The sequence below is a fragment of the Cryobacterium sp. MLB-32 genome, from assembly GCF_000738085.1.
Classification (GTDB): Bacteria; Actinomycetota; Actinomycetes; order Actinomycetales; family Microbacteriaceae; genus Cryobacterium.
Genome location: NZ_JPRS01000207.1, coordinates 1 through 22,682, shown reverse-complemented (window position 1 = coordinate 22,682; position 22,682 = coordinate 1). Strand labels below are relative to the sequence as shown.

Here is a 22,682-nt window from a genome sequence, read left to right as displayed (position 1 = left end):
ATAACACTCAGTTTGAAGAAGCTGCTTTAGCGTCCACTATGTGGTTCTCGATGTACGGTCGAGAACAAATAACTAAATACATTTGTATAAGTTTGTTCGATTCATCGGAAGATGTTTCGGCGGCTATAGCAAGAGGGAAACGCCCGGTCACATTCCGAACCCGGAAGCTAAGACTCTTTGCGCCGATGGTACTGCAGGGGGGACCCTGTGGGAGAGTAGGACACCGCCGGACTTAACTTAGAAATAAACAAAATGGCCACCCGATGGGTGGCCATTTTGCGTTAAGGCTTAGGCTATTGAAGGCGTCGAAAAGACGTTACTAATTACACAGGAGACACAGTGAGCCCTTCAGGAACGCACGGCGATGACGCACGCAACGGCCGGGATGACCGCCGCGCAGGCGGAAACCAGAGCGGACGACCCCAGGGGGCCCGCGACGGCGCGACAGGTGCGCCCCGCTCCGGAGGGTACGACGGTCGTTCGCAGCGTCCACAGCAGGGTGGCGACCGCGCTCCCTACCGTGGCAACTCTGACCGTCCGTCCGGTGGAAACGACCGCGCTCCGTACCGCGGCAACTCAGACCGCCCTCAGGGTGGCGAGCGTGCTCCGTACCGTGGCAACAGCGACCGTCCCTCCTACGGAGACCGTCCGCAGCAGGGTGGCGATCGTGCTCCCTACCGTGGCAACTCTGACCGTCCGTCCGGTGGAAACGACCGTGCGCCGTACCGCGGCAACTCCGAGCGTCCGTCCTATGGGGATCGCCCGCAGCGCGACGGCGACCGTCCCGCCTACCGTGGCAACTCTGACCGCCCCTCGAGTGGTGGCGAGCGTCCCCCCTACCGTGGCAACAGCGATCGCCCGTCCGGTGGGAACGGCCGCGCCCCGTCCCGTGGCAACTCCGACCGCCCGTCCACCGGTGGTGAGCGTGCTCCGTACCGTGGCAACTCCGATCGTCCGGCGTACAAGGGCAACTCCGATCGTCCGTCCGGCGATCGTCCTGCCTACAAGGGCAATTCCGACCGTCCGTCGGGATCCGGCGAGCGTAAGCCTTGGGCCAAGGACGGCGAACGTTCCGAGCGTCCGCGTCAGGACAGCGACCGTCGCCCCGGCGGCATGGCCACGCAGCGCGGCGGAAACCCGAACCGCGCCGGTGCTCCGCGTGATGCCGGCAAGAAGCTGTGGACCAAGGACGGAGCTCCCGCCCGCAACGACCGCGATGCCCGGGTCGTCGAAGAGGAAATGACCGAAGAGCAGCGGATGCAGCGCGAGCTGCGTTCCGTTCGCGCGCGTCACGATGACCCCGAGCTGCCCGACGATATTTCGGCCAACGACCTCGACCGCATTGCCCGCAACGAGCTCAAGACCCTGACCAAGGAGAACGCCGAGACCGTCGGACGCCACCTGGCTATGGCCGCGCGCGTCATCGACGACAACCCGGAGCTCGCCCACCAGCACGTCATGTCTGCCGCGCGTCGCGCCGGCCGCATCGGTGTGGTGCGCGAGAGCCTGGCGATTACGGCGTACGCGACCGGCGACTTCGCCCTCGCACTCCGTGAGCTCCGCACCTATCGTCGTATCTCCGGATCCAACGACCAGCTGGCTCTCATGGTCGACAGCGAGCGGGGGGTCGGTCGTCCTGACCGTGCCCTCGAACTCGGCCGTTCCGTCGATCGCAGCACGTTGCCAGCTGCGGTTCAGGTGTCCCTGGCGATTGCCATGTCCGGTGCGCGGCTCGACCTCGGCGAAACCGAGGCGGCCCTCGGCGAACTGGAAATTCCGCAGCTCGACCCGAACACCGCGTTCTCCTATAGCCCCGAATTGTTTGTCGCCTACGCCGAGGTTCTCAACGACCTCGGTCGTGAAGAAGAAGCCGAGAAGTGGCTCGAACGTGCCGAACGCGCCGATTCTGCCTCGGATCCACGGGTGACGTAGACGAGACCATCGAGATCCTTGAGATTGAGGAGGACGACGACGAAGCCCTCGCCGAGGAAGCGTCTGACGCCGGCGATGACGACTCGGACGACGACGATAACGACGATGCGAACGACGCGACCGACATCAGCGTCGACGACTCGCAGACGGTGGAGTCCGATGAGGATTCCGCCCAGTCGGCGGAAGCCACCGAGGCCGACGTCGACCGGGACCGCTGACGCCGTGGCGGGATTCTTTCGCAAGGCGACGGTGAGCGCCGACATCGTGACGCCGCTCACCGGCGTCGACGTGCTCCTCGCCGACCTTGACGGCGTCGTGTACGCCGGACCGGCGGCGATACCGTTTGCCGTGGAGAGCCTGAACCGTGCTGCCGAGACCGTGCGGGTGGGCTACATCACCAACAACGCCTCGCGCACCGACCAGTCTGTGGCGAACCATCTCACCGAACTCGGCCTCACGGTCGGGGCGACGGATGTCGTCACCTCCCCGCAGGCCGCTGTGCGGCTGCTCGCGGGTGAGGTGCCCGCGGGGGCGCGCATCCTGGTCGTCGGCGGCGAAGGCCTCGTCTCCGAGGTCGAAAAAGCCGGCTTCGTGGTGACGCGCTCGGCCGACGACAACCCGGCCGCCGTCATCCAGGGCTTCGCGCCCGACGTGGGCTGGGCGCACCTCGCCGAGGCTTCGTTTGCGCTGAGCCCTGATGGGCCCACCGCCGGAATTCCGTGGATCGCCACCAACACCGACTGGACCATTCCGGTGGCGCGGGGGATCGCCCCTGGAAACGGCACGCTCGTATCCGCCGTGCACACCGCAGTCGGTCGCCTTCCCATCGTGGCCGGCAAGCCGGAGGCGGCGATCTTTGTGGAAGCGATCAACCGGTTTGGCGCGAGCACGGCGCTGTTCATCGGTGACCGTCTCGACACCGACATCCTCGGGGCCAATCGCGCCGGAATTCCGGCCGTTCTGGTGCTGACCGGCATCGACAAGGCCAAGCAGGCCCTGGCCGCCGATGCCGATTCCCGCCCCGCGTTTCTGCTCACCGACCTGCGGCAGCTGCACGAACCGTATCCCGAGACGGTGTTCTCCAAGGACGGTGCCACGGCCACCGTTGCGGGTGCGAGCGTGAGCATCCGCGGCAATACGGTGGAGATTACGAACGACGGCGACGGCGGAATCAACCTGCTGCGCGCCGCCTGCGCCGCGATTTGGAACTCGGGTCGCCCAATTTATGGCCTCAACGTTCCCGAGCGACTGTATGCGGCGCAGTAGCCTAGATACGTGACTTCTCAGCTAAACAATTCCGACGTGACCGATCTCGGTTCTCGACTGACCGTGATCGACGAGCAACCCCTCGAGGAGCGGGCTGCGGCCTTCCTGCAGGTGCATGACGAGCTGCAGGCCCGCCTCGAAGACTCCGACCAGCCCACCGGTGCCGACGCGTGAGCGCTAACGATGTGAGCGGCTACCGCTCCAACGAAGAACGGATGGCCCAGATGGGCCGGTCTGCCGCCGACGATGTTCCCCTCACCGAAGAGGAGCTCGCCGAAGCGGCCGAGCACGCGATCGAACCTCCCGAGCTCCTGCGTCTGGACGCGGCCCTCACCGAGCGTGGTCTGGTGCGGTCGCGCACCGTCGCGGCCAAGCTCATCGCCGGGGGACTCGTGACGGTCGACGGCCTGCCGGTCGTCAAAGCGTCCCACCGCGTGAGCGAGGATGCGGTTCTCGCCGTTGCGGCGACCGACCACTACGTGAGCCGTGGCGCGCACAAGCTCATCGCCGCTCTCGACGCTTTCGAGATTCCCGTCACGGGCCGCACGGTTCTGGACGCGGGCGCCTCGACCGGCGGGTTCAGCCAGGTGGTGCTCGAACGCGGCGCCGCCCACGTGATCGCCGTCGATGTGGGCCACGGGCAGCTTGCCCCCCTGCTCGCCAAGGAGCCACGGCTCACGCTGGTGGAGGGTTTCAATCTGCGCTATTCCACGGCAGCGAAGCTCGAAGCAGAGAGCGGCATCAGTGCGCGGGCTGACCTCGTCGTCGCCGACCTGTCTTTCATCTCCCTCACCACCGTGCTGCCGGCACTGTTGGCCACCGCGGCGGAGGGCGCCGACTTCGTGCTGCTCATCAAGCCGCAGTTCGAGGTGGGACGTGGCGGTATCCGGGAAGGCATCGTGCACAACGCCGGCCTGCGTTCCGACGCCGTCGCCGGTGTGCTCTGGGCAGGCTGGGACCTCGGCCTGCGCACGAACGGCCTCATCGCCTCGCCCATCGCCGGAGCGGCCGGCAACCACGAGTACCTGGTCTGGCTCAGCGCCACCGCCGGGACCAGTCCCACCGAATGGAGCGATCGAATCGAATCGCTCGTGGGAGCCTGACGCGATGACCCAGCTGCCGCGTCACATTCTTATCGTCGCCCACACGGGGCGCGGCGAGTCCCTTGAGGCAGCCGTCACGGTGGCGGGGCAGCTCATCGCCGCTGGCGCCGTGCCCGTGCTCGCGACCAACGAACGCGACGACGTGCTCGCCGCCGCACCGGACCTCGCCGGTCACCTGGGACTGCTCGGCGATACCGTGCAGCCCGCTGACCTCGAGCTCGTCATCGTGCTCGGCGGTGACGGCACCATCCTGCGCGCCGCCGAACTCGTGCGCGGATGCTCCGCGCCCCTTCTCGGCATCAACCTCGGCCACGTGGGATTCCTGGCCGAAAGCGAACGTGACGACCTTGGGTTCGCGGTGCGCCGTGCCCTTCACCGTGACTACGCGGTGGAGGAGCGGATGACCCTGAGTGTGCGGGTGAAGGTCTACGACGAGGTGGTCTACGAAACGTGGGCGCTCAATGAGGCCACCGTCGAGAAGGCCAGCCGCGAACGCATGATCGAGGTGGTCATCGAGGTGGACGGACGACCGCTCTCCTCATTCGGCTGCGACGGCGTCGTGTTGTCGACCCCCACGGGCTCCACCGCGTATGCCTTTTCGGCTGGCGGCCCCATCGTGTGGCCCACGCTCGACGCCTGATGCTCGTGCCGCTGAGCGCCCACGCACTCTTCGCCCGTCCGCTCGTCGTCGCGCCAGACAGCTCACTGGCCGTCGAGGTGCTCGCCCGCACCGGGGTGTCCGCTGTGCTGTGTGCCGACGGCCGCCGCACCTTCGACCTGCCGCCCGGAGCGCGCGTGATCGTGCGCCGCTCGGACGTGCCCGTTCGCCTCGCCCGGTTGCACGCCGGCGTGTTCACCGACCGTCTGGTCAACAAATTCAACCTACCCGTGACGGGGTGGCGTGGCCCCGTCGGTCGTGAGTGAGGCCCCCGCATGATTGAGGAACTTGTCATCCGCGACCTGGGCGTGATCGCCGAGGCGACTCTTCCGCTCGGCCCGGGCTTCACCGCCGTCACGGGCGAGACCGGCGCGGGCAAAACCATGGTTGTCACCGCGCTCGGCCTGCTGCTCGGCGATCGAGCGGATGCCGGTACCGTGCGCCAGGGGCAGCCGCAGAGCTCGGTGGAGGGTCGCTGGGTGATCGATCCCGATGGACCGGTCGCCGAACGCGTGCGGGAGGCCGGGGGAGACCTCGACGGTCCCGAACTCATCCTTGGCCGCAGCGTGTCCTCCGAGGGCCGCAGCCGAGCCGTGGTGGGCGGACGCAGTGCCCCCGCGGGCGTCTTGAGCGACCTGCGGAGCGCCCTCGTCGTCGTGCACGGACAGTCCGACCAGGTGCGCCTGCGTTCCGCCGGTGCCCAGCGCGACGCTCTCGACCGGTTTGCCGGTCCGGAGCTCGCGGAGGTGCTCGGTCTCTACCAGCACGCCTTCCACCGCTGGCAGGCCAACCAGCTCGAACTCGACCGGCTCACCGCCGAGCACGACCTGCGCGAGCGCGAGGCCGAGGAGTTGCGCGTGGCCCTTGCCCTGATCGAAACCGTGGCGCCGCAGCCCGGAGAAGAGGCCGAGCTCAGCGAACGCGCCGAACGGCTCGGCAACCTCGAGGAGCTGCGCCTCGGCGCCGCCCAGGCCCGAGAGCTGCTCTCCGCCGAGGAGAACCCCGACGACGCGCCCGACGTGGTCGCCCTGCTCGAGCAGGCCCGCCGCGCCCTCGACCGCGTGGCCCTCCATGACGCGGCGCTTCCTCCGCTCACCGAGCCATCGCCAACGCCGCTTCGTCGTGGCCGACATCGCCGCACAGCTCTCCACCTACCTGGCCGGCGTCGACGTCGACGGCGCCCGGGAACTCGAGATCGTGCAGGAACGACGCGCCGAACTGAGCTCCCTGGCACGCAAGTACGCGGGCGGGATCGACGAGGCCATCGAGTTTCTTGACAGCGGCAGCACCCGTCTGCTGGAACTCGATGGCGACTCGGAGCGCATCGAGTCGCTCGGAGCGGATGCCGCGGCCGACCACCTGCTCGTGACCACACTCGCCGGCCGGGTGACGACCCTGCGCGAAGCGGCCGCTGTGTCGCTCGGCACCCTGGTGACCGCGGAACTCTCCGCGCTGGCGATGCCGGACGCCGCGCTGGTGGTAGAGATCGAGAGCCGGGACGACTTCACCTCGACCGGGCGGGACGTCGTGAAGATACTGCTGCAACCGCACGCGGGAGCAGAGCCGCGCGCACTCGGTCGCGGGGCATCCGGTGGCGAGCTGTCGCGGGTGATGCTCGCGATCGAGGTCGTGATCAACGCGACGGACCCGGTTCCCACGTTCGTGTTCGACGAGGTCGACGCCGGTGTGGGCGGCGCCGCGGCGATTGAGATCGGGCGGCGCCTCGCTCGCTTGGCCGAGACCGCGCAGGTGATCGTCGTGACGCACCTCGCGCAGGTGGCCGCCTTCGCCGGCAATCACCTCAGCGTCGTGAAAGACAGCGACGGCTCGGTGACGGCATCGAGCGTGCGTCAGCTGCTCGGCGACGACCGCGCCGCAGAGATGGCCCGGCTGCTCTCCGGCCTTCCGGACTCGAAGAGCGGGCTCGAACACGCCCGGGAGTTGATGGCGCTCGCGCAGCGCGTCGAAATCTGCTGATAGCATTGAAGCCCGTGGTGGATAATATGAACGCGGACATTTCAAACGGCACTCAACCCGACAAAACGGTCAAGCAGATCTTTGTCACCGGTGGTGTCGTTTCTTCATTGGGCAAGGGCCTGACGGCGGCAAGCCTCGGTAACCTGCTCACGGCTCGCGGACTGCGTGTCGTCATGCAAAAGCTTGACCCGTACCTGAACGTCGACCCGGGAACGATGAACCCGTTCCAGCACGGCGAGGTCTTCGTGACCGACGACGGCGCGGAGACCGACCTCGACATCGGGCACTACGAGCGCTTCCTCGACATCAACCTCGGCCAGTCGGCGAACGTCACGACCGGCCAGATCTACTCGCAGGTGATCGCCAAGGAACGCCGCGGCGAGTACCTCGGTGACACCGTGCAGGTCATCCCGCACATCACCGACGAGATCAAGCGCCGCATGCGCCTGCAGGCGGACGACGCTATGCGCCCCGACGTGATCATCACCGAGATCGGCGGCACGGTCGGCGACATCGAATCGCAGCCGTTCATCGAGGCCGCCCGCCAGGTTCGTCATGAACTCGGTCGTAACAACGTGTTCTTCGTACACGTCTCACTCGTGCCGTTCCTCGGCGCGGCCGGCGAGCAGAAGACCAAGCCCACGCAGCACTCCGTCGCCATGCTGCGTTCGATCGGCATCCAGCCCGACGCGCTCGTGCTGCGCAGCGACCGTCCCGTCTCCGACTCGAACAAGCGCAAGATCGCCCTCATGTGCGACGTCGACGAGGCAGCCGTCGTGAACGCCATCGACGCGGCGTCGATTTATGAGATCCCCACCATGCTGCATGACCAGGGACTCGACCTCTACATCATCAAGGCCCTCGGCCTCACCGCCTCGACCGTGGACTGGTCCGGCTGGGAGAACCTGCTGCAGGCCGTGCACCACCCCAAGCACGAGGTCACCATCGGCCTGGTCGGCAAGTACATCGACCTGCCCGACGCCTACCTGTCCGTCACCGAGGCCCTGCGCGCCGGCGGGTTCGCGAACCAGACCAAGGTGAACATCGAGTGGATCGGCTCCGACGACTGCGAGACCGACGAGGGTGCCGCCCGTCTTCTCGGCGAACTCGACGGCATCTGCGTGCCCGGCGGCTTCGGCATCCGTGGCATCGAGGGCAAGCTCGGTGCCCTCACCTTTGCCCGTGAGAACGGGATCCCCGTGCTCGGACTGTGCCTCGGCCTGCAGTGCATGGTGATCGAGTACGCCCGCAACAAGGCCGGACTTCCCGAGGCTTCGTCGTCGGAATTCGACCCGGAGACCGAGTTCCCGGTGATCGCCACCATGGAAGAACAGGTCGAGATCATCGCCGGCGGCGACCTGGGCGGCACCATGCGTCTGGGTCTGTACCCGGCCGTTCTGGCCGAGGGATCCATCGTCGCCGAGCTGTACGGCGCGTCAGAGGCCTCGGAACGCCACCGTCACCGCTACGAGGTCAACAACGTCTACCGCGACCAGATCGCCCTCGCCGGCCTCTCGTTCTCCGGTCTCTCGCCCGACCACAAGCTCGTCGAGTACGTCGAGTTGCCCCGCGAGGTGCACCCGTTCTACGTGGGCACCCAGGCGCACCCCGAGCTGCGTTCACGCCCGAACAACGCGCATCCGTTGTTCCGAGGACTCATCAAGGCAGCCCTCGACCGCCAGCAGGCGAGTCGCCTGTTCGAGGTTGAGGTGAAAGAGGCCGCGGATGTCTGACCTCTCAGCCAGCCTGCTCGCCATCGCGCACCACAGCTCGGTGCCTGACTACTCGCGCAACGATGCGGCCCGTGCGGCGCTGGCGGCAGCGGAACGACGTGTCGAGGCCGCTCGCGTGGCGGCCGCTTCGGCGGATGCCGCCACACAGGACGGCCGGACCCGCCCGTGACCGTGCCGGAACCACTGCAGGACGACACCGCGCTCGTGAACGTCACGAGCTCCGAGGTGGTCTTCGCGGGTAAGGTCTGGAGCATCCGCCGGGATGAGTTCGAGTACAACGGCGCGACCATCGCGCGTGAGCTCATGGACCACACCGGCGCCGTGGTGGTGCTCGCCCTGGACGAGCAGGATCGCGTGCTGCTCATCAAGCAGTACCGCCATCCCGTTCGCATGCGCGAGTGGGAGCTTCCTGCCGGCCTGCTCGACATCAGCGGTGAGGATTCCCTGGTGGGTGCCCAGCGCGAGCTCGCCGAAGAAGCCGACGTCGTCGCCACCGAGTGGAACGTGCTGAGCGATTTCTACACGTCGCCCGGCGGTAGCAGCGAGGCGATTCGCATCTACCTCGCCCGGGGCATCTCGGCCAGCGCCGAGGTCTTCGAGCGCACCGAGGAAGAAGCCGACATTGAGATCCGCTGGGTTCCCCTCGACGAGATCGTCGATGCGGTTCTCGCCCGGCGCGTGCAGAATCCCTCGCTGATCGTCGGCGTGCTCGCCGCGCAGGTGTCTCGTTCACGCGGGTGGAGCACGCTCGCGCCGGCCGATTCGCCGTGGCCGGGGCATCCGCTCAACTGGACCCACACCGAATGAGCGCGCCGATCGAGGCAGCCGTGGATTCGTACCTGCGACATGTCTCGATCGAGCGTGGCCTCGCCGCCAACACCGTTGCCGCGTATCGCCGCGACCTCACGCTTTACGCCGCGTGGCTTCAGGAGCCGCCGGAGCCCGCCGAGCCCGTTGCCGGGCTGCGGGAGATCACGCCGGCGCATATTTCCGCCTTCGTGCGCTACCTCGGCGCCCGCGAGGAGGCAGCGCTGACGGCGGCGTCGATCGCGCGCGTGCTGTCAACCGTGCGCGGATTCCATCGTTTTCTGCTCGAAGAAGCACTTGTCGAGGTGGACGTCGCCCATGAGACAAAGCCGCCGAAGCTCGCCATGCGGCTGCCGAAGGCTATCTCGATCGAGCAGGTCGCGGCACTGCTGGCGGCAACGGATGGCGATGACCTCTTGCAGCTGAGAGACAAGGCGCTGCTCGAGCTGCTTTACGCCACCGGAGCCCGCGTCTCGGAGGTCGTGGGCCTCAATGTGGACGACGTGCTCGCGGAGGTGCTCGACGAGGAGGTCGTGCGGCTCACCGGTAAGGGAGACAAGCAGCGGATCGTTCCGGTGGGCAGCTACGCCCGCGCCGCGATCAACGCCTACCTGGTGCGTGGTCGGCCCCTGCTGTCGGCGCGCGGCAAGGCCACGCCCGCCCTGTTCCTCGGGGTGCGCGGTCAGCGGGTCAGTCGCCAGAACGCCTGGCTCATCATCCGCGCGGCGGCCGAACGGGCGGGACTCACCGTGGCCGTCTCGCCGCACACGCTGCGACATTCCTTCGCGACGCACCTGCTGGCCGGGGGAGCGGATGTGCGTGTCGTGCAGGAACTGCTCGGGCATTCCTCCGTCGCCACCACGCAGATCTACACCCTCGTCACGGTCGATACCCTCCGCGACATGTACACGACCGCCCATCCGCGTGCCCGCTGACGCGGCATCCGTGCACCGCCCTGGCGTCAGTATGGGGCGCTCTCGCAGCGGGACCCGATACCGTTAGACATATGTCTTCCGAGAAACCGACCCGCGACAACCGCAAGACCTTCGCCCTCATGTGGCTGATCGGGGCCATTGCGCTTGCCGGTGCGAGCGCCGTGTTGTTTCTGGGAGCCTTCGACCTCTACACGGTCGTCACGGCCAGCGCGGCAGCCTTCGCGGCCGTCGTGTGTCTCACCCGGGCATTGTCCAACCTCCGTCAGCCCGCCAAGTCGGAGAAGTCGACGGAATAACACCCCGCGCGGCGGTGGCGGATGCCGAATGATCGGCACGTCGAGCAGCAGTGGCACGATCCACTCGCTACAATCGACAAAGTGACAAAGGACGAAATCGAGGACATCAGTGGCGCGTAGACAGGGTGACCGGATACCTCTACCCGGTTTCGACGAGAATCCCGTTGGTCCCACCGGACGCGAAAAGCAGGAATTTGCCGAACCCGAGCCGCTGAAGAGCCACGGTCCGGCGCGCATCATCTCCCTGTGCAACCAGAAGGGCGGCGTGGGTAAGACCACGACCACCATCAACCTGGGTGCCGCGCTGGCAAGCTACGGCCGCCGTGTTCTCGCCATCGACTTCGACCCGCAGGGCGCCCTGTCGGCCGGTCTCGGCGTGCCCACGCACGACGTCACCACCATCTACGACCTGCTGCTGAGCGGCAAGGTCGACCCGAAGGACGCGATTCAGCACACCTCGGTTGAGGGCCTCGACGTGATCCCCGCCAACATCGACCTGTCGGCGGCCGAGGTTCACCTCGTGAACGAGGTCGCCCGTGAACAGATCCTCAGCCGGGTGCTGCGAAAGATCGCGCCCGACTACGACGTGATCCTCATCGACTGCCAGCCGTCCCTCGGCATCCTCACCGTGAACGCGCTCACCGCGAGCCACGGCGTGCTCATCCCGCTTGAGTGCGAGTTCTTCGCCCTGCGTGGCGTGGCCCTGCTGATTGAAACCATTGACAAGGTGCGGGACCGGCTGAACCCGGCCATCGAACTCGATGGCATCCTCGCCACCATGTACGACTCGCGCACACTGCATTCCCGTGAGGTTCTCGAGCGCGTCGTTGACGCGTTCGGCGACCGCGTTCTGGAAAGCGTCGTGGGCCGCACCGTCAAGTTCCCCGACGCGAGCGTCGCGGGGGTCCCCATCACCGAGTTCGCACCGGAGCATGCGGCCGCCAAAGCCTACCTCTCGGTGGCCCGGGAACTGATCCAGCGTGGCGCAGTCGCCTAGCGCGGCCGAGAAGCCCGCGTTTTCGGTCGCCCTCGGCAACTTCGAGGGCCCGTTCGATCTGCTCCTCAACCTGATCTCGCGCCATGAACTCGACATCACCGAGATCTCACTGAGCCAGGTCACCGACGAGTTCATCGGCTACCTCCGAGCCCTCGACGGCCCGGAAGAGCTCGACCAGGCCACCGAATTCCTCGTGGTGGCCGCCACCCTGCTCGACTTGAAGGTGGCCGGCCTCCTGCCGCAGGGCGAACTCGTTGACGCCGAAGACGTGGCGCTGCTCGAGGCCCGCGACCTGCTGTTCGCCCGGCTGCTGCAGTATCGAGCCTTCAAAGAAGCGTCCCTCTGGTTCGGCGACCGTCTCGAGACCGAGTCGGCCCGCCACGTGCGGTCGGTCCGGCTTGAGGAGAAGTACCGTCAGCAGACCCCCGAGCTGGTGTGGACGCTGTCCCTGCAGGACTTCGGAGCCCTCGCGGCGCTGGCCCTCGTGCCGCGCGAGCTGCCCACCGTGGGGCTCGAGCACCTGCACGCGCCGCTCGTGAGCATCCGCGAGCAGGCCGCCTACATCGTCATGATGCTCAAGCCGGGGGAACCCTTGTCGTTCCGCCGGCTCATCGTGGGCGCCAACGAGAAGGGCGTCGTGATCGCGCGCTTCCTCGCCGTTCTCGAGCTGTACCGCTACGCGGCGATCTCCTTCGACCAGCTCGAACCCCTCGGTGAGCTCACGCTGCGGTGGAGCGCCGAAACCTGGACCGACGAGAACCTCGACAACCTGGGAGCCGACTATGACAACTGACACGCAGACCGACTCCCGGGCCACGGATGCGGCGGTGCCCGCCGACCCGGCCCTCATCGCCCCTGACGCCGCCGCGTTCGCCCTGGACCGCGAACTCGAGGCCATCTTCATGGTCGCCGACGAACCCCAGAGCATCGTGCACCTCGCCACGGCCGTGAGCCAGCCGATTACGAGCGTGGCGGCATCCGTCGCCCGCCTCGTCGCCGATTTCGACGGCCTGGTGGGCACGGTGCGCCGCGGCTTCGAACTGCGCGAGGTGGCCGGCGGCTGGCGCATCTACGTGCGGGCCGCGCATGACCCGCTCGTCAGCGAGTTCGTGCTCACCCAGAACCCGAGTCGCCTCTCGCAGGCCGCCCTGGAGACCCTCGCCGTGATCGCCTACAAGCAGCCGATCGGTCGCGGCGCGGTGGCCAGCATTCGCGCCGTCAACGTCGACTCCGTGGTGCGCACCCTGGTGGGCCGCGGCCTGATCACCGAGGCGTTCACCGACTCCGAAACCGGCGCGATCAACTACGCCACCACAGACTTGCTGCTGACGCAGCTCGGAATCAACTCGCTCGACGAGTTACCCCACATATCGCCGTTGCTCGACGACGGCTCCGACGGATTCGAGGATCTGCGATGACTGACAACAAATTTGAATTCACGAACAACCCCGACGCGGGCACGAATCCCGAGGCCGCGGCCGACGGCGTACGGCTGCAGAAGGTGCTCGCCGCTGCCGGCGTGGCGAGCCGCCGTGTCTCCGAAGACCTGATCACCTCGGGCCGCGTGCGGGTGAACGGCAAGGTCGTCACCGAGCTCGGCCGCCGCGTGCACCCCGACTCCGACCAGGTTGCCGTCGACAACGTGGCCGTGCAGCTCGACACGACGCGCCGCTACATCATGCTCAACAAGCCCGTGGGTGTCGTCTCCTCCATGATGGACGAGAACGGCCGCCCGGACCTGCGCGAGTTCACCGACCAGTTCGAGGAGCGCCTGTTCAACGTGGGCCGCCTCGACGCGCAGACCAGCGGGCTGCTGATCCTCACGAACGACGGCGATATGGCGCACGTGCTGGCGCACCCGTCGTTCGGCGTGATGAAGACCTACATCGCCAAGGTCGAGGGCCGCGTGTCCGCGCAGACCATCGGTCAGCTGCAGACCGGCATCGAGCTCGAAGACGGCCCCATCAAGGCGGACAAGGCACGCATCATCACGAGCCCTCCCGGAGACGGCTTCAGTATGGTCGAGGTCACCCTGCACTCCGGGCGCAACCGTATCGTGCGACGGATGCTGGAGGCCGTCGGACACCCGGTCGTCGACCTGGTGCGCCGCCAGTTCGGGCCGCTGCACCTCGGCACGCTGCGCCAGGGCGCCGTGCGCGAACTCACCCGCGAAGAACTCGGCCAGCTGCTGACCGTGTCGCGCCAGGCGCCGAGCAAGCGTCCGCAGGCGGACGCACCCGTTGCCGACGACCGTGATGACGACCGTCGTGACGACGATCGTGGCGACGCGCGCGACGACCGCGACCGCGCTCAGCGCTAATGTCCACACCCACCCCGGCGGAGCGGCCCGCCACCCCCGCGCAGGAGAGCCGCCTGGTCGGCCCCGTGCGCATCGTGGGTGTCGGCCTGCTCGGCACGAGCGTGGGCCTCGGCCTGCGCAACCGCGGTATCGAGGTGATCCTCGCCGACGCCTCGCCGACGAACCTCAGCATTGCGATCGACTACGGAGCCGGCCGCGCCGCCACCGAGCGAGACGAACCGCAGCTCATCGTGGTGTGCGTTCCGCCCGACGTGACGGCCGAGATCGTCGCCCGCGAACTCGAGACCTTTCCGCACGCCATCGTCACCGACGTGGCGAGCGTCAAGCTCGCGCCGCTGGCCGAGCTGCGCGCCCGCGGAGCAGACACGAGCCGCTACATCGGCTCGCATCCGCTGGCCGGCCGGGAAAAGGGCGGACCGCTCTCCGGCCGTGCCGACCTGTTCATCGGACGCCCGTGGGTGGTGGCCGCGCACGACGCAATCAGCTACCGGCAGGCCGGCGCGATTGACGACCTCATCCTCGACCTCGGCGCGATCCTCGTGGAAATGACGCCCGAGGAGCACGACCTGGGGGTCGCGCTCGTCTCGCACGTGCCCCAGGTGATCTCCACCCTGATGGCCCGGCGCCTCACGGGTGCCGCCAATTCGTCGCTGAACCTCGCCGGCCAGGGGCTCCGCGACGTGACGCGCGTCGCCGCGAGCGACCCCGACCTGTGGGTGCAGATCCTCGGCGCGAATGCCGCACCGGTGCGCGAGGTGCTGCTCGCCTACCGCGACGACCTGGACCGCTTCATCGACGCCCTCGCCGACCCTGCCGCGCCGGGCGCCCAGCGCCGGGTGGCGGAGGAACTCGCCGGAGGCAACGCCGGCGTGGCGCGCCTGCCCGGCAAGCACGGCCAGGATCGCCGGTTCTCCTCACTGACCGTCATGGTGAATGACCGCCCCGGTCAGATCGCCCAGTTGCTCAACGACATCGGCGACCTGGGCGTGAACCTCGAAGACCTTCGTCTCGAGCACTCGCCGGGCGCCCAACTTGGACTTGCCGAAATCTCCGTTCTTCCCGAGGCGGTTTCCCGCCTCACCGATGAGCTGGCCGCCCGCGGCTGGCGGATTGCTGGTTAATCGCATGGCCCGTCATACCCTTCCCACCGTCGTTGCCATCGATGGACCGGCCGGCAGCGGAAAGTCGAGCGTCAGCCGGGCGGCGGCGCGCCGCCTCGGCTTCGCGTATCTCGACACCGGGGCCGCGTACCGCGCGCTCGCCTGGACCGTGCTGGACCGCGCGGTGGACACCGACAATGCGGATGCCGTCACGGCCGTGCTGAAGGACTTCGACTACTCGATCGGCACCGACCCCGACGAATACTTCGTGCTGGTGGGGGAGACCGACGTGACCGACGCCATCCGCTCGCCCGTGGTCTCGGCCGCCGTGAGTGCTGTTGCCCGGGTTCCCGCGGTACGGGCATACCTCACCGAGCTGTTCCAGAGCCTCGCGGCGAACGTGGATCGACCCGGTGTTGTCGTGGAAGGACGTGACATCACGACGGTCGTCGCACCCGACGCCGAGGTGCGCATTCTACTCACCGCATCCGAAGAGGCTAGAATGGCTAGGCGCTCTGCGGAAATTACAACCCAATCGGCCGAAACCGTGGCAGATCAGCTGCGATCGAGAGATCGTGCTGACTCAGAGGTCGTCGATTTCATGAGCGCCGCAAACGGTGTCACCACCGTTGACTCCACCCACCTTGACTTAGAACAGACCATCACCGCGGTCATCGACGTCATCAATACACGTACGGCTAGGGCATCGCATGACTGAGGAATACGACGACACGGGCTCCGCGCTCGATAACGAGCTGGCGGAGCGACTTGCCAACCTCGATGAGGAACTGGCCGCCAAGCGTGCGGAAGCGCTGCGCACCGGCCTCAACGATTACGATCTCGACGAGGAAGACTTCGACGTACTGTCGACGGTCACCGATAACCCCGACGAGATCCAGTACCTGCCCGCCGTTCCGGTGATCGCCATTGTCGGTCGCCCGAACGTGGGCAAGTCCGCTCTGGTGAACCGCATCCTCGGCCGCCGCGAGGCCGTCGTGGAGGATACCCCCGGTGTCACGCGTGACCGCGTGGCGTACAAGGGCGAATGGCACGAACGTAAGTTCAGCCTCGTGGATACCGGCGGCTGGGAGCCCGACGCCAAGGGCATCGACGCATCCGTCGCCGCCCAGGCCGAGATCGCCATCGACCTGTCTGACCTCGTCATGTTCGTGGTGGACTCCAACGTGGGCCCCACCTCGACCGACGAAGCCGTTGTGCGGATGCTGCGCAAGAGCGGCAAGCCGGTCTTCCTCATCGCCAACAAGGTGGATGACGTTCGCCAGGAGCCCGAATCGGCCAGCCTCTGGTCACTCGGACTCGGACAGCCGTGGCCCGTGTCGGCACTGCATGGCCGTGGCGTCGCCGACCTGCTCGACGAGATCCTCACGGTTCTGCCCGAGGTTTCCGCCGTCGCCAAGCGCGAGGTGGGCGGACCCCGCCGCGTCGCCATCCTTGGACGCCCGAACGTCGGCAAGTCCAGCCTCCTCAACAAGGTCGTCGGTGAAGAGCGCGTGGTCGTCAACGACCTCGCCGGAACCACCCGCGACCCGGTCGACGAGCAGGTTGAGCTCGGCGGCAAGGTGTGGCGTTTCGTCGACACCGCCGGCATCCGTCGCCGCGTGCACCTTCAGCAGGGCGCGGACTTCTACGCCTCGCTGCGTACGAGTGCTGCGCTCGAAAAGGCCGAGGTCGCCGTTGTGCTCCTCGACGTGACCGAGGTCATCAGCGAGCAGGACATCCGTGTGATCGACCTCGTGATCGAGTCCGGTCGCGCCCTGGTTCTCGCCTTCAACAAGTGGGACCAGATCGACGACGACCGTCGCCGTTACCTCGAGCGTGAGATCGAGCAGGACCTGGCACACGTGTCGTGGGCCCCGCGCGTGAACATCTCGGCGCTCACCGGTCGCCACATGGAGAAGCTGGTTCCGGCCCTCGAGCTCGCGCTCGAGTCATGGGACACTCGCATCGCCACCGGCAAGTTCAACGCCTTCCTGGCCGAGCTCGCTGCGGCGCACCCGCACCCCGTGCGCAGTGGCAAGCAGCCTCGCATCCTCTTCGGCACGCAGGCCTCCAGCCGGCCGCCGACGTTCGTGGTGTTCACCACGGGCTTCCTGGACCCGGGCTACCGTCGCTATATCCAGCGTCGCCTGCGCGAGATCTACGGCTTCGAGGGAAGCCCGATCAACCTGTCCATGCGCGTGCGCGAGAAGCGCAAGCGCTAACCGGCCGTTCGCCGGTCGAGTTTCGACAGACTCGACAGGCGGTCGTGTCTCGACAGGCTCGACAACAGGTCCCCCCGCGTGCTTACCTACCCCGGCACGCGGGGCTTGTGCGTTAAGGGGCCTTAGTGCCGGCGCTCGGGCGCTCCGGAAGAATCTCTGCGTTCACCAGTGCCCGGTCGTACATCACGCGCGCATCATTTTCGACCAGCAGCACCCGCTCGACCTCGTTGCCCGTTGCCTTCGAGCGTGCGCTCCGGTAAATGCGATTGTGCCGGTACACCTCGCCGTGCTTGTCGTAGAAGTACGCGTCGTCCTCCTGAATGTGGAACTTCACCTCGAGCGCCCGCTCCGTGCGCAGCTCGCCAACCAGGTACTCCTGCGTCGCCGACACCATGAACTGAAATGCCTGGTCGGTATCGTTGCGCACCCGGTAATCCAGGTAGTTGTACATCACCGAGGTGCCCGTGCCGAACGGAATCTGTCGATTGAAATCCGGGAACAGATCCAGATTGTCGTGATGGTGGTGCTCCACGATGGTCAGCGGGCTGTGCAGCACCATCCAATGCAGCAGGTTCGTGAACTGGCAGATGCCGCCGCCCATGCCCGAGGTGGCGTGACCGGAGCTGATGGTGAGCCCGTTCCGATACCCGCGCCGCGCCGTTGTCGCCCCCACAAGGTGCCAAAACGAGAACGTTTCCCCGGGTGTGATCACCACCCCGTTGATGTGCGGTGCGGCCAGAGCAAGATTCACGGCCTTGTTCTCCTGGAGCTGTAGGTCGATGTTGCCGAGTTTGCGGCGGATCAACGAATTATGGCTGTAGAGCACGACGGGCAGCGGCGCGGTCCGATGGGTCGCGAACCGGACGGGGTGCGTCAGGTCGCGCATCCAGCGCAGCGCAATCATCTTGCGCAGTGAGATTCGGTAGGTGAACGGTGATATGTCGCCGAAGAGCCTCCGTGTCATGGTGTTCCCCCCAGCGTGCCGACTCCGAAAAACCTCCTGACAGGTTACCGCGTGTTGCGAATTCCCCGTTCACGCTAGAAAAGCACAGCCTCGTGACTTAGCGTTGATTATCGGGTTCTGCACGATCGAGCGGTACCCCCAGAACGAGCAAGGAATCACATGGCGCCCGCGGCCCCATCTGCCAGCCCGGAGCGCGCCGTGAGCGGCCGCACGAAGCGCGATCCTTCTCGTCGTCGTCTGTCCATTCCCCGGCTGATCATCGCCCTCGTGCTGGTCGGCGCTCTCGGTGTGGGTGGCTACATGGCCGTCGTGTCGTGGGGGGCGGCGCGCACCGCGGCATCCGTGGACCCCTGGTTCGCCGGCTACGCCGATGTCACTGCGACCCCGTCGCTGGCTTTTGAGACTCCCGACAACCCGGCCGGTCGCGACGTGGTGCTCTCCTTCATCGTGGCAGGCACGGATACGCCCTGCACGCCCAGCTGGGGCACCTATTACACGCTCAAGGAAGCGGCCGCCTCCCTCGACCTCGATCGTCGGGTGGCGCGGGTGAAGCAGCTCGGCGGCGACGTCGTGGTCTCCTTCGGCGGGGTCATCAACGACGAACTGTCCACGAGTTGCACCGACCCCAAGAAACTCGTCTCCGCGTACGCCGACGTGCTCGATTACTACGACGTGCGCACGATCGACCTTGATGTGGAGGGGGTGAACCTCACGGATACCGCAGCGGGGGAGAGGCGGGCCGAGGCCATCGCCACCCTGCAGGCGGATCGTCGCGCCGACAAGAAGGGACTTGCGGTGTGGCTCACCCTGCCCGTGGCGCCCAGCGGGCTCACCGAAGACGGCACCACAGCGGTGGCGCAGATGCTGGCGGCCGGTGTCGATCTCGCCGGAGTCAACGTCATGACCATGGACTACGGTGACCGCGATGCCGCCAAGAGCATGGCGCAGACCTCCATCGGGGCTTTGAACGCGACGCACGCGCAGCTGCTCACGCTGTATCAGCGAGCAGATATGAACCTCAGCGAACAAACCATGTGGACGAAGATGGGCGCCACGCCCATGATCGGCCAGAACGACGTGCGCGAGGAGGTGTTCAGCCTGCAGGATGCCGCTGACCTGCAGGCCTTCGCCACCGAGAAGAACCTCGGGCGTTTGTCGATGTGGTCGCTCAATCGCGACCGCACATGCAGCGCCAACTACGCCGACCTCAGCAGAGTCTCCGACTCGTGCAGTGGCGTCGAACAGAACGGCCAGTCGTTCGCCACCATCCTCGGTGACGGGTTCACCGGCCGCCCGCAGAGCGCCGGGCTCACCACGACGACGCCAGAGCCCCTCGCCGAGGTTGTCACCGACGACCCGGCCGTGAGTCCCTATCCGATCTGGACCGCCGGCGGTACCTACGTGAAAGACACCAAGATCGTCTGGCACGGCAATGTGTACCAGGCCAAGTACTGGACGCAGGGTGACCTGCCCGACGATCCGGTGCTGCGCAGCAGCCAGACTCCCTGGACCCTGATCGGTCCCGTGCTGCCCGGCGACGCGCCGTACGTGCAGCCCAGCCTGCCGGTCGGCACGTACCCCGCGTGGGACGGCGCCACGATCTATCGGGACGGCGACCGGGTGCTGCTCGGCACCGTGCCGTTCGAGGCCAAGTACTACACCCAGGGCGACAGTCCCGAGGTCGCTGCGCTGAGCCCGGACTCCTCGCCGTGGCGCCCGCTCACGGCGGCAGAGATCGCCGCGGTGACGGCGGGCTGACGCCGACGGGGCGCGCAGTGCGACCTCGATCCATCGTCGGTCGGGGCTGTAACAGATGACCAGGATGCCTCGTGCGTGATCCTGGAAATCTGTCGCCGAACCCTGCCTCCAGAGGCCGGAAATGGAGTTGTGGTCGCCGCACCGGCCACATGTGCACACGAGGGGGTCTGAGAGGCGGTAAGCTAATCAAGTTGTCTCCCGCGGGCTTTGATTCTGAAGTCGTCACGTTGGAGCATCGGGCTGTAGCGCAGCTTGGTAGCGCACCTGACTGGGGGTCAGGGGGTCGCAGGTTCAAATCCTGTCAGCCCGACAAAAGTCCTGATAGACCTAGGTTTATCAGGACTCTTTTCGTTAAGAAATACGTGTCGTCACCATTTACCACCGTTTACGCATCGCTTGTGAGCCCAATTGCTGGAATCTCTATTCCATCTCTATGAGGGCCTGGTGCCCTCGGAATCGTATGTATATCCAGTCTTGGTTTTGTTTATGCTGATCAGCGAAGTTTTTGCCGTTGTGCGTGGGGCGGTTAGGCCTCGCCCGCGGATTTGATTGAGAGTCGCCGGGTCGCAGGGTCAAATCTACTGAATATGGCTATTACCGGGGCTTTTTCTTAGGTCGTCGGACTGTCGAATGGAGCAGTCACCGACTGTTGTGACGGCGTTCTGGGGTTGAGGCTGCTCTTCTCAGCAGCATCACGGCTGCCGACACGCGTGATGCGATGAAGGACCCGATAGCGGGATGCTCGTCCCTCGGTCTCGAGGTCAGATGGCGCGAGAAGGGGGCGTCAATCCGATTCACAACGACCGACCGACGCCAACCATTGTCGATTGGTTGGTTGGCCCCAGAAGGAGGCCAATGGTCCGGCGCTGAATTCGTGACGTTTGGAGTCGACCTGGCCTCGCTCAGCATGACGCAGAGCGTCGAGGCAGCAGTGCGGAGATTCGCGACGCGGGTATCGGAGATTCCTGGCGCGCAGACAGCCGCCGGGAAGTTGAATGCCTCCTTCTTCGAAGCGTCAGTGCTCCCTGAGGCCGTCGTATCGAGAGTCGCTGAGCTAGAAATGCTTGTGAGCCAGACGGGTGGACGCGAGGGATAGGCGGAGCGCGGGATGGAAGGCGACAGGAAAAATCAGGGCCGGTTCAATCTTTCATCGCCAAAGATCTGCGTCGAGGCGCTAGCGTCTAAACATGAGCGACCAGAAGGGCGCGACGGCGCGTCGCGGCACTAACCTGCCAGCTATGGCCGACTTCAATCAATCGGTCATTCTCGACGCCGTCCGCCGATCCGCCACGGGCCTGAGTCGCGTCGAGCTCGTTGGTGCTACCGGCCTTTCGCCTCAGACCATTTCAAACATCACCAGGCGCCTGATTGATAGTGGATTCATTGAGGAAGCCGGCAAGACGGGGACCGGCCCCGGTAAACCGCGCACGATGTTGCGGCTCGATCCGAGCGGACGCTACGCGCTGGGAGTGCACCTCGATCCGACCGTCGTGACCTGCGTCATGCTCGATCTCACCGGCAGTGTCGTGAGAAGGTCGAGTTTTCCGACTCCGTCGGTGATGGACCCGACCCTCATTATTGGTCAGATCGTCGCGGCGCTTGTGCGGCTGATCGACGACTCGGGGGTACCCCGGAACCGGATCGGTGGGGTAGGTATAGCGGCCCCTGGGCCGATCGACAATGTGCTGGGTACGGTCGTTGACCCGCCACACCTGGTCGGATGGCATCGGGTGCCGCTGCGGGACGCGCTCCAAGCGGGCGTCGGGCTTCCCTCGATCCTCGACAAGGACGTCACAGCTTCGGCGATTGCCGAGATGTGGGCGGGTGGGGAATCCGGATTGGGCAGCTTTGCCTTCTTCTACCTTGGCACCGGCATCGGGGTCGGTCTCGTGATGCACGATGAAGTGGTCCGAGGAAGTTCCGGAAACGCGGGGGAGGTCGGGCACATCGTCACCGATCCAGAAGGCCCGCTGTGCTTCTGCGGGTTGCGCGGGTGCATCGAGGTGACCTGCACGCCCCAAGCGCTCGTTCAGGAAGCAGAGCGCCTGGGTGTCTTCGACGCGATTCCGGTAGCCAGCGGCACGCGAACTGTTGATTCGAGGTTCACGGAGCTGTGTGCGGCCGCGGAGGCGGGTAACGCGACCGCAATTGAGATCGTGGAGCGCTCAGCCGTTCGGATGTCCAAAGCGGTAGCTGTCATCGCGAACCTACTCGACGTGGATCGCGTCGTATTCGGTGGCCCGTTCTGGGCGCGCTTGTCAGGACACTACCTCCGCAGGATCCCCGAGTTGCTCGGAGAGCTGCGCGCCACGCGAAGCATCCACCAGATCTCAGTGACGGGATCAACGGTGGGGGAGGACGTTGGGGCGATCGGGGCAGCTTGCCTTGTGCTCGATCGAGCACTTGCACCGAATCCCAGAGCGCTGCTTCTGGCTTGAGTGAGTGCCAAACTCGGCAATATATGCCCATTTAAAACTTGACGAGGGTTTATCTAATCGATGTACTATTGCATCGAGGCATGGCAGCGGGGGCACCTTCTTCTCTCAAGTGCGTCGGACCACAGAGCATGTCCATTCGTACTCGGAGCAAGGGAGCACCGTGAAGAAAAGAGCAG

20 protein-coding genes, 1 tRNA gene, 1 rRNA gene and 2 pseudogenes are annotated in these 22,682 nt (G+C 66.3%); 23 read left to right on the top strand and 1 reads right to left on the bottom strand.

Features of this window, described 5'->3' with window-relative positions; genetic code table 11:
• Positions 1-115 precede the first annotated feature (115 nt).
• The 20 genes and pseudogenes from rrf (at position 116) to der (ending at position 17,346) form a co-directional block, all read left to right on the top strand.
• Positions 116-232: ribosomal RNA gene (gene rrf, locus JF66_RS16070) — 5S ribosomal RNA — on the top strand.
• A gap of 107 nt (positions 233-339) precedes the next feature.
• Positions 340-1,932, top strand: a complete 1,593-nt coding sequence (locus JF66_RS16065; RefSeq protein ID WP_051973641.1) for a hypothetical protein — start codon at positions 340-342, stop codon at positions 1,930-1,932.
• The gene (locus JF66_RS23130; protein ID WP_051973640.1) at positions 1,878-2,150 is read left to right on the top strand and encodes a hypothetical protein; all 273 of its coding nucleotides are present in this window, start codon (positions 1,878-1,880) and stop codon (positions 2,148-2,150) included. The genes JF66_RS16065 and JF66_RS23130 overlap by 55 nt, the downstream gene beginning before the upstream one ends.
• A 4-nt stretch (positions 2,151-2,154) precedes the next feature.
• Positions 2,155-3,198 carry an HAD-IIA family hydrolase gene (locus JF66_RS16060; RefSeq protein WP_035879602.1) on the top strand — a complete coding sequence of 348 codons (1,044 nt, stop codon included), beginning with the start codon at positions 2,155-2,157 and terminating at the stop codon, positions 3,196-3,198.
• 9 nt (positions 3,199-3,207) lie between these two features.
• A complete protein-coding gene (locus tag JF66_RS23760) occupies positions 3,208-3,372 on the top strand; it encodes a hypothetical protein (protein ID WP_197059444.1) in 165 nt (54 codons plus the stop codon).
• Positions 3,369-4,301 (top strand): TlyA family RNA methyltransferase, encoded by a 933-nt coding sequence (locus JF66_RS16055; RefSeq protein ID WP_231556468.1) that lies wholly within the window; start codon positions 3,369-3,371, stop codon positions 4,299-4,301. Before JF66_RS23760 ends, JF66_RS16055 begins: the two co-directional genes overlap by 4 nt.
• A 4-nt stretch (positions 4,302-4,305) precedes the next feature.
• Positions 4,306-5,225, top strand: a pseudogene (locus tag JF66_RS16050) (NAD kinase).
• A gap of 9 nt (positions 5,226-5,234) precedes the next feature.
• Positions 5,235-6,936 (top strand): annotated as a pseudogene (gene recN / locus JF66_RS16045) (DNA repair protein RecN).
• A 26-nt stretch (positions 6,937-6,962) separates the two neighbouring features.
• A complete protein-coding gene (locus tag JF66_RS16040) occupies positions 6,963-8,669 on the top strand; it encodes a CTP synthase (protein WP_081882449.1) in 1,707 nt (568 codons plus the stop codon).
• Positions 8,662-8,838 (top strand): hypothetical protein, encoded by a 177-nt coding sequence (locus tag JF66_RS23125; protein ID WP_156109853.1) that lies wholly within the window; start codon positions 8,662-8,664, stop codon positions 8,836-8,838. Before JF66_RS16040 ends, JF66_RS23125 begins: the two co-directional genes overlap by 8 nt.
• Entirely contained in the window at positions 8,835-9,476 is a 642-nt protein-coding gene (locus JF66_RS16035; protein WP_035879600.1) for an NUDIX hydrolase, read from the top strand. The genes JF66_RS23125 and JF66_RS16035 overlap by 4 nt, the downstream gene beginning before the upstream one ends.
• A complete protein-coding gene (gene xerD / locus JF66_RS16030) occupies positions 9,473-10,411 on the top strand; it encodes a site-specific tyrosine recombinase XerD (RefSeq protein WP_035879597.1) in 939 nt (312 codons plus the stop codon). The genes JF66_RS16035 and xerD overlap by 4 nt, the downstream gene beginning before the upstream one ends.
• Positions 10,412-10,482: 71 nt before the next feature.
• Complete coding sequence (locus JF66_RS16025; protein WP_035879594.1) at positions 10,483-10,707, top strand: hypothetical protein; 225 nt, start codon at positions 10,483-10,485, stop codon at positions 10,705-10,707.
• A 109-nt stretch (positions 10,708-10,816) separates the two neighbouring features.
• Positions 10,817-11,704 carry a ParA family protein gene (locus JF66_RS16020; protein WP_051973639.1) on the top strand — a complete coding sequence of 296 codons (888 nt, stop codon included), beginning with the start codon at positions 10,817-10,819 and terminating at the stop codon, positions 11,702-11,704.
• Positions 11,688-12,497 carry a ScpA family protein gene (locus JF66_RS16015; RefSeq protein WP_035879591.1) on the top strand — a complete coding sequence of 270 codons (810 nt, stop codon included), beginning with the start codon at positions 11,688-11,690 and terminating at the stop codon, positions 12,495-12,497. Before JF66_RS16020 ends, JF66_RS16015 begins: the two co-directional genes overlap by 17 nt.
• On the top strand, positions 12,487-13,122 hold the full coding sequence (locus JF66_RS16010; RefSeq protein WP_035879590.1) for an SMC-Scp complex subunit ScpB: 636 nt from the start codon (positions 12,487-12,489) through the stop codon (positions 13,120-13,122). Before JF66_RS16015 ends, JF66_RS16010 begins: the two co-directional genes overlap by 11 nt.
• Positions 13,119-14,024, top strand: coding sequence for a pseudouridine synthase (locus JF66_RS16005; protein ID WP_081882448.1), 906 nt, complete (start codon positions 13,119-13,121; stop codon positions 14,022-14,024). The genes JF66_RS16010 and JF66_RS16005 overlap by 4 nt, the downstream gene beginning before the upstream one ends.
• On the top strand, positions 14,024-15,145 hold the full coding sequence (locus JF66_RS16000; RefSeq protein ID WP_035879589.1) for a prephenate dehydrogenase: 1,122 nt from the start codon (positions 14,024-14,026) through the stop codon (positions 15,143-15,145). The genes JF66_RS16005 and JF66_RS16000 overlap by 1 nt, the downstream gene beginning before the upstream one ends.
• A gap of 4 nt (positions 15,146-15,149) precedes the next feature.
• The gene (gene cmk, locus JF66_RS15995) at positions 15,150-15,842 is read left to right on the top strand and encodes a (d)CMP kinase (protein ID WP_035879588.1); all 693 of its coding nucleotides are present in this window, start codon (positions 15,150-15,152) and stop codon (positions 15,840-15,842) included.
• A complete protein-coding gene (gene der / locus JF66_RS15990; RefSeq protein WP_035879587.1) occupies positions 15,835-17,346 on the top strand; it encodes a ribosome biogenesis GTPase Der in 1,512 nt (503 codons plus the stop codon). The genes cmk and der overlap by 8 nt, the downstream gene beginning before the upstream one ends.
• 112 nt (positions 17,347-17,458) lie before the next feature.
• On the opposite strand, the gene JF66_RS15985 is transcribed toward der, so the two are convergent.
• The gene (locus JF66_RS15985) at positions 17,459-18,250 is read right to left on the bottom strand and encodes a VanW family protein (protein WP_231556467.1); all 792 of its coding nucleotides are present in this window, start codon (positions 18,248-18,250) and stop codon (positions 17,459-17,461) included.
• Positions 18,251-18,469: 219 nt separating this feature from the next.
• On the opposite strand from JF66_RS15985, the gene JF66_RS15980 reads away from it, so the two are divergent.
• The 3 genes from JF66_RS15980 (at position 18,470) to JF66_RS15965 (ending at position 22,506) form a co-directional block, all read left to right on the top strand.
• Positions 18,470-20,068 carry a chitinase gene (locus JF66_RS15980; protein ID WP_081882447.1) on the top strand — a complete coding sequence of 533 codons (1,599 nt, stop codon included), beginning with the start codon at positions 18,470-18,472 and terminating at the stop codon, positions 20,066-20,068.
• A 236-nt stretch (positions 20,069-20,304) separates the two neighbouring features.
• Positions 20,305-20,378: transfer RNA gene (locus tag JF66_RS15975), tRNA-Pro, on the top strand.
• A gap of 877 nt (positions 20,379-21,255) precedes the next feature.
• The gene (locus JF66_RS15965) at positions 21,256-22,506 is read left to right on the top strand and encodes an ROK family transcriptional regulator (RefSeq protein WP_231556466.1); all 1,251 of its coding nucleotides are present in this window, start codon (positions 21,256-21,258) and stop codon (positions 22,504-22,506) included.
• The last annotated feature ends 176 nt before the right edge of the window (positions 22,507-22,682 follow it).

Excerpts from the sequence above, each read along its gene's own strand:
- JF66_RS16040 (WP_081882449.1), top strand. The coding sequence starts at position 6,963 with ATGAACGCGGACATTTCAAACGGCACTCAACCCGACAAAACGGTCAAG.
- JF66_RS23125 (WP_156109853.1), top strand. The coding sequence starts at position 8,662 with ATGTCTGACCTCTCAGCCAGCCTGCTCGCCATCGCGCACCACAGCTCG.
- xerD (WP_035879597.1), top strand. The coding sequence starts at position 9,473 with ATGAGCGCGCCGATCGAGGCAGCCGTGGATTCGTACCTGCGACATGTC.
- JF66_RS16025 (WP_035879594.1), top strand. The coding sequence starts at position 10,483 with ATGTCTTCCGAGAAACCGACCCGCGACAACCGCAAGACCTTCGCCCTC.
- JF66_RS16010 (WP_035879590.1), top strand. The coding sequence starts at position 12,487 with ATGACAACTGACACGCAGACCGACTCCCGGGCCACGGATGCGGCGGTG.
- JF66_RS16005 (WP_081882448.1), top strand. The coding sequence starts at position 13,119 with ATGACTGACAACAAATTTGAATTCACGAACAACCCCGACGCGGGCACG.
- JF66_RS16000 (WP_035879589.1), top strand. The coding sequence starts at position 14,024 with ATGTCCACACCCACCCCGGCGGAGCGGCCCGCCACCCCCGCGCAGGAG.
- cmk (WP_035879588.1), top strand. The coding sequence starts at position 15,150 with ATGGCCCGTCATACCCTTCCCACCGTCGTTGCCATCGATGGACCGGCC.
- der (WP_035879587.1), top strand. The coding sequence starts at position 15,835 with ATGACTGAGGAATACGACGACACGGGCTCCGCGCTCGATAACGAGCTG.
- JF66_RS15985 (WP_231556467.1), bottom strand. The coding sequence starts at position 18,250 with ATGATTGCGCTGCGCTGGATGCGCGACCTGACGCACCCCGTCCGGTTC.
- JF66_RS15980 (WP_081882447.1), top strand. The coding sequence starts at position 18,470 with ATGGCGCCCGCGGCCCCATCTGCCAGCCCGGAGCGCGCCGTGAGCGGC.
- JF66_RS15965 (WP_231556466.1), top strand. The coding sequence starts at position 21,256 with ATGAGCGACCAGAAGGGCGCGACGGCGCGTCGCGGCACTAACCTGCCA.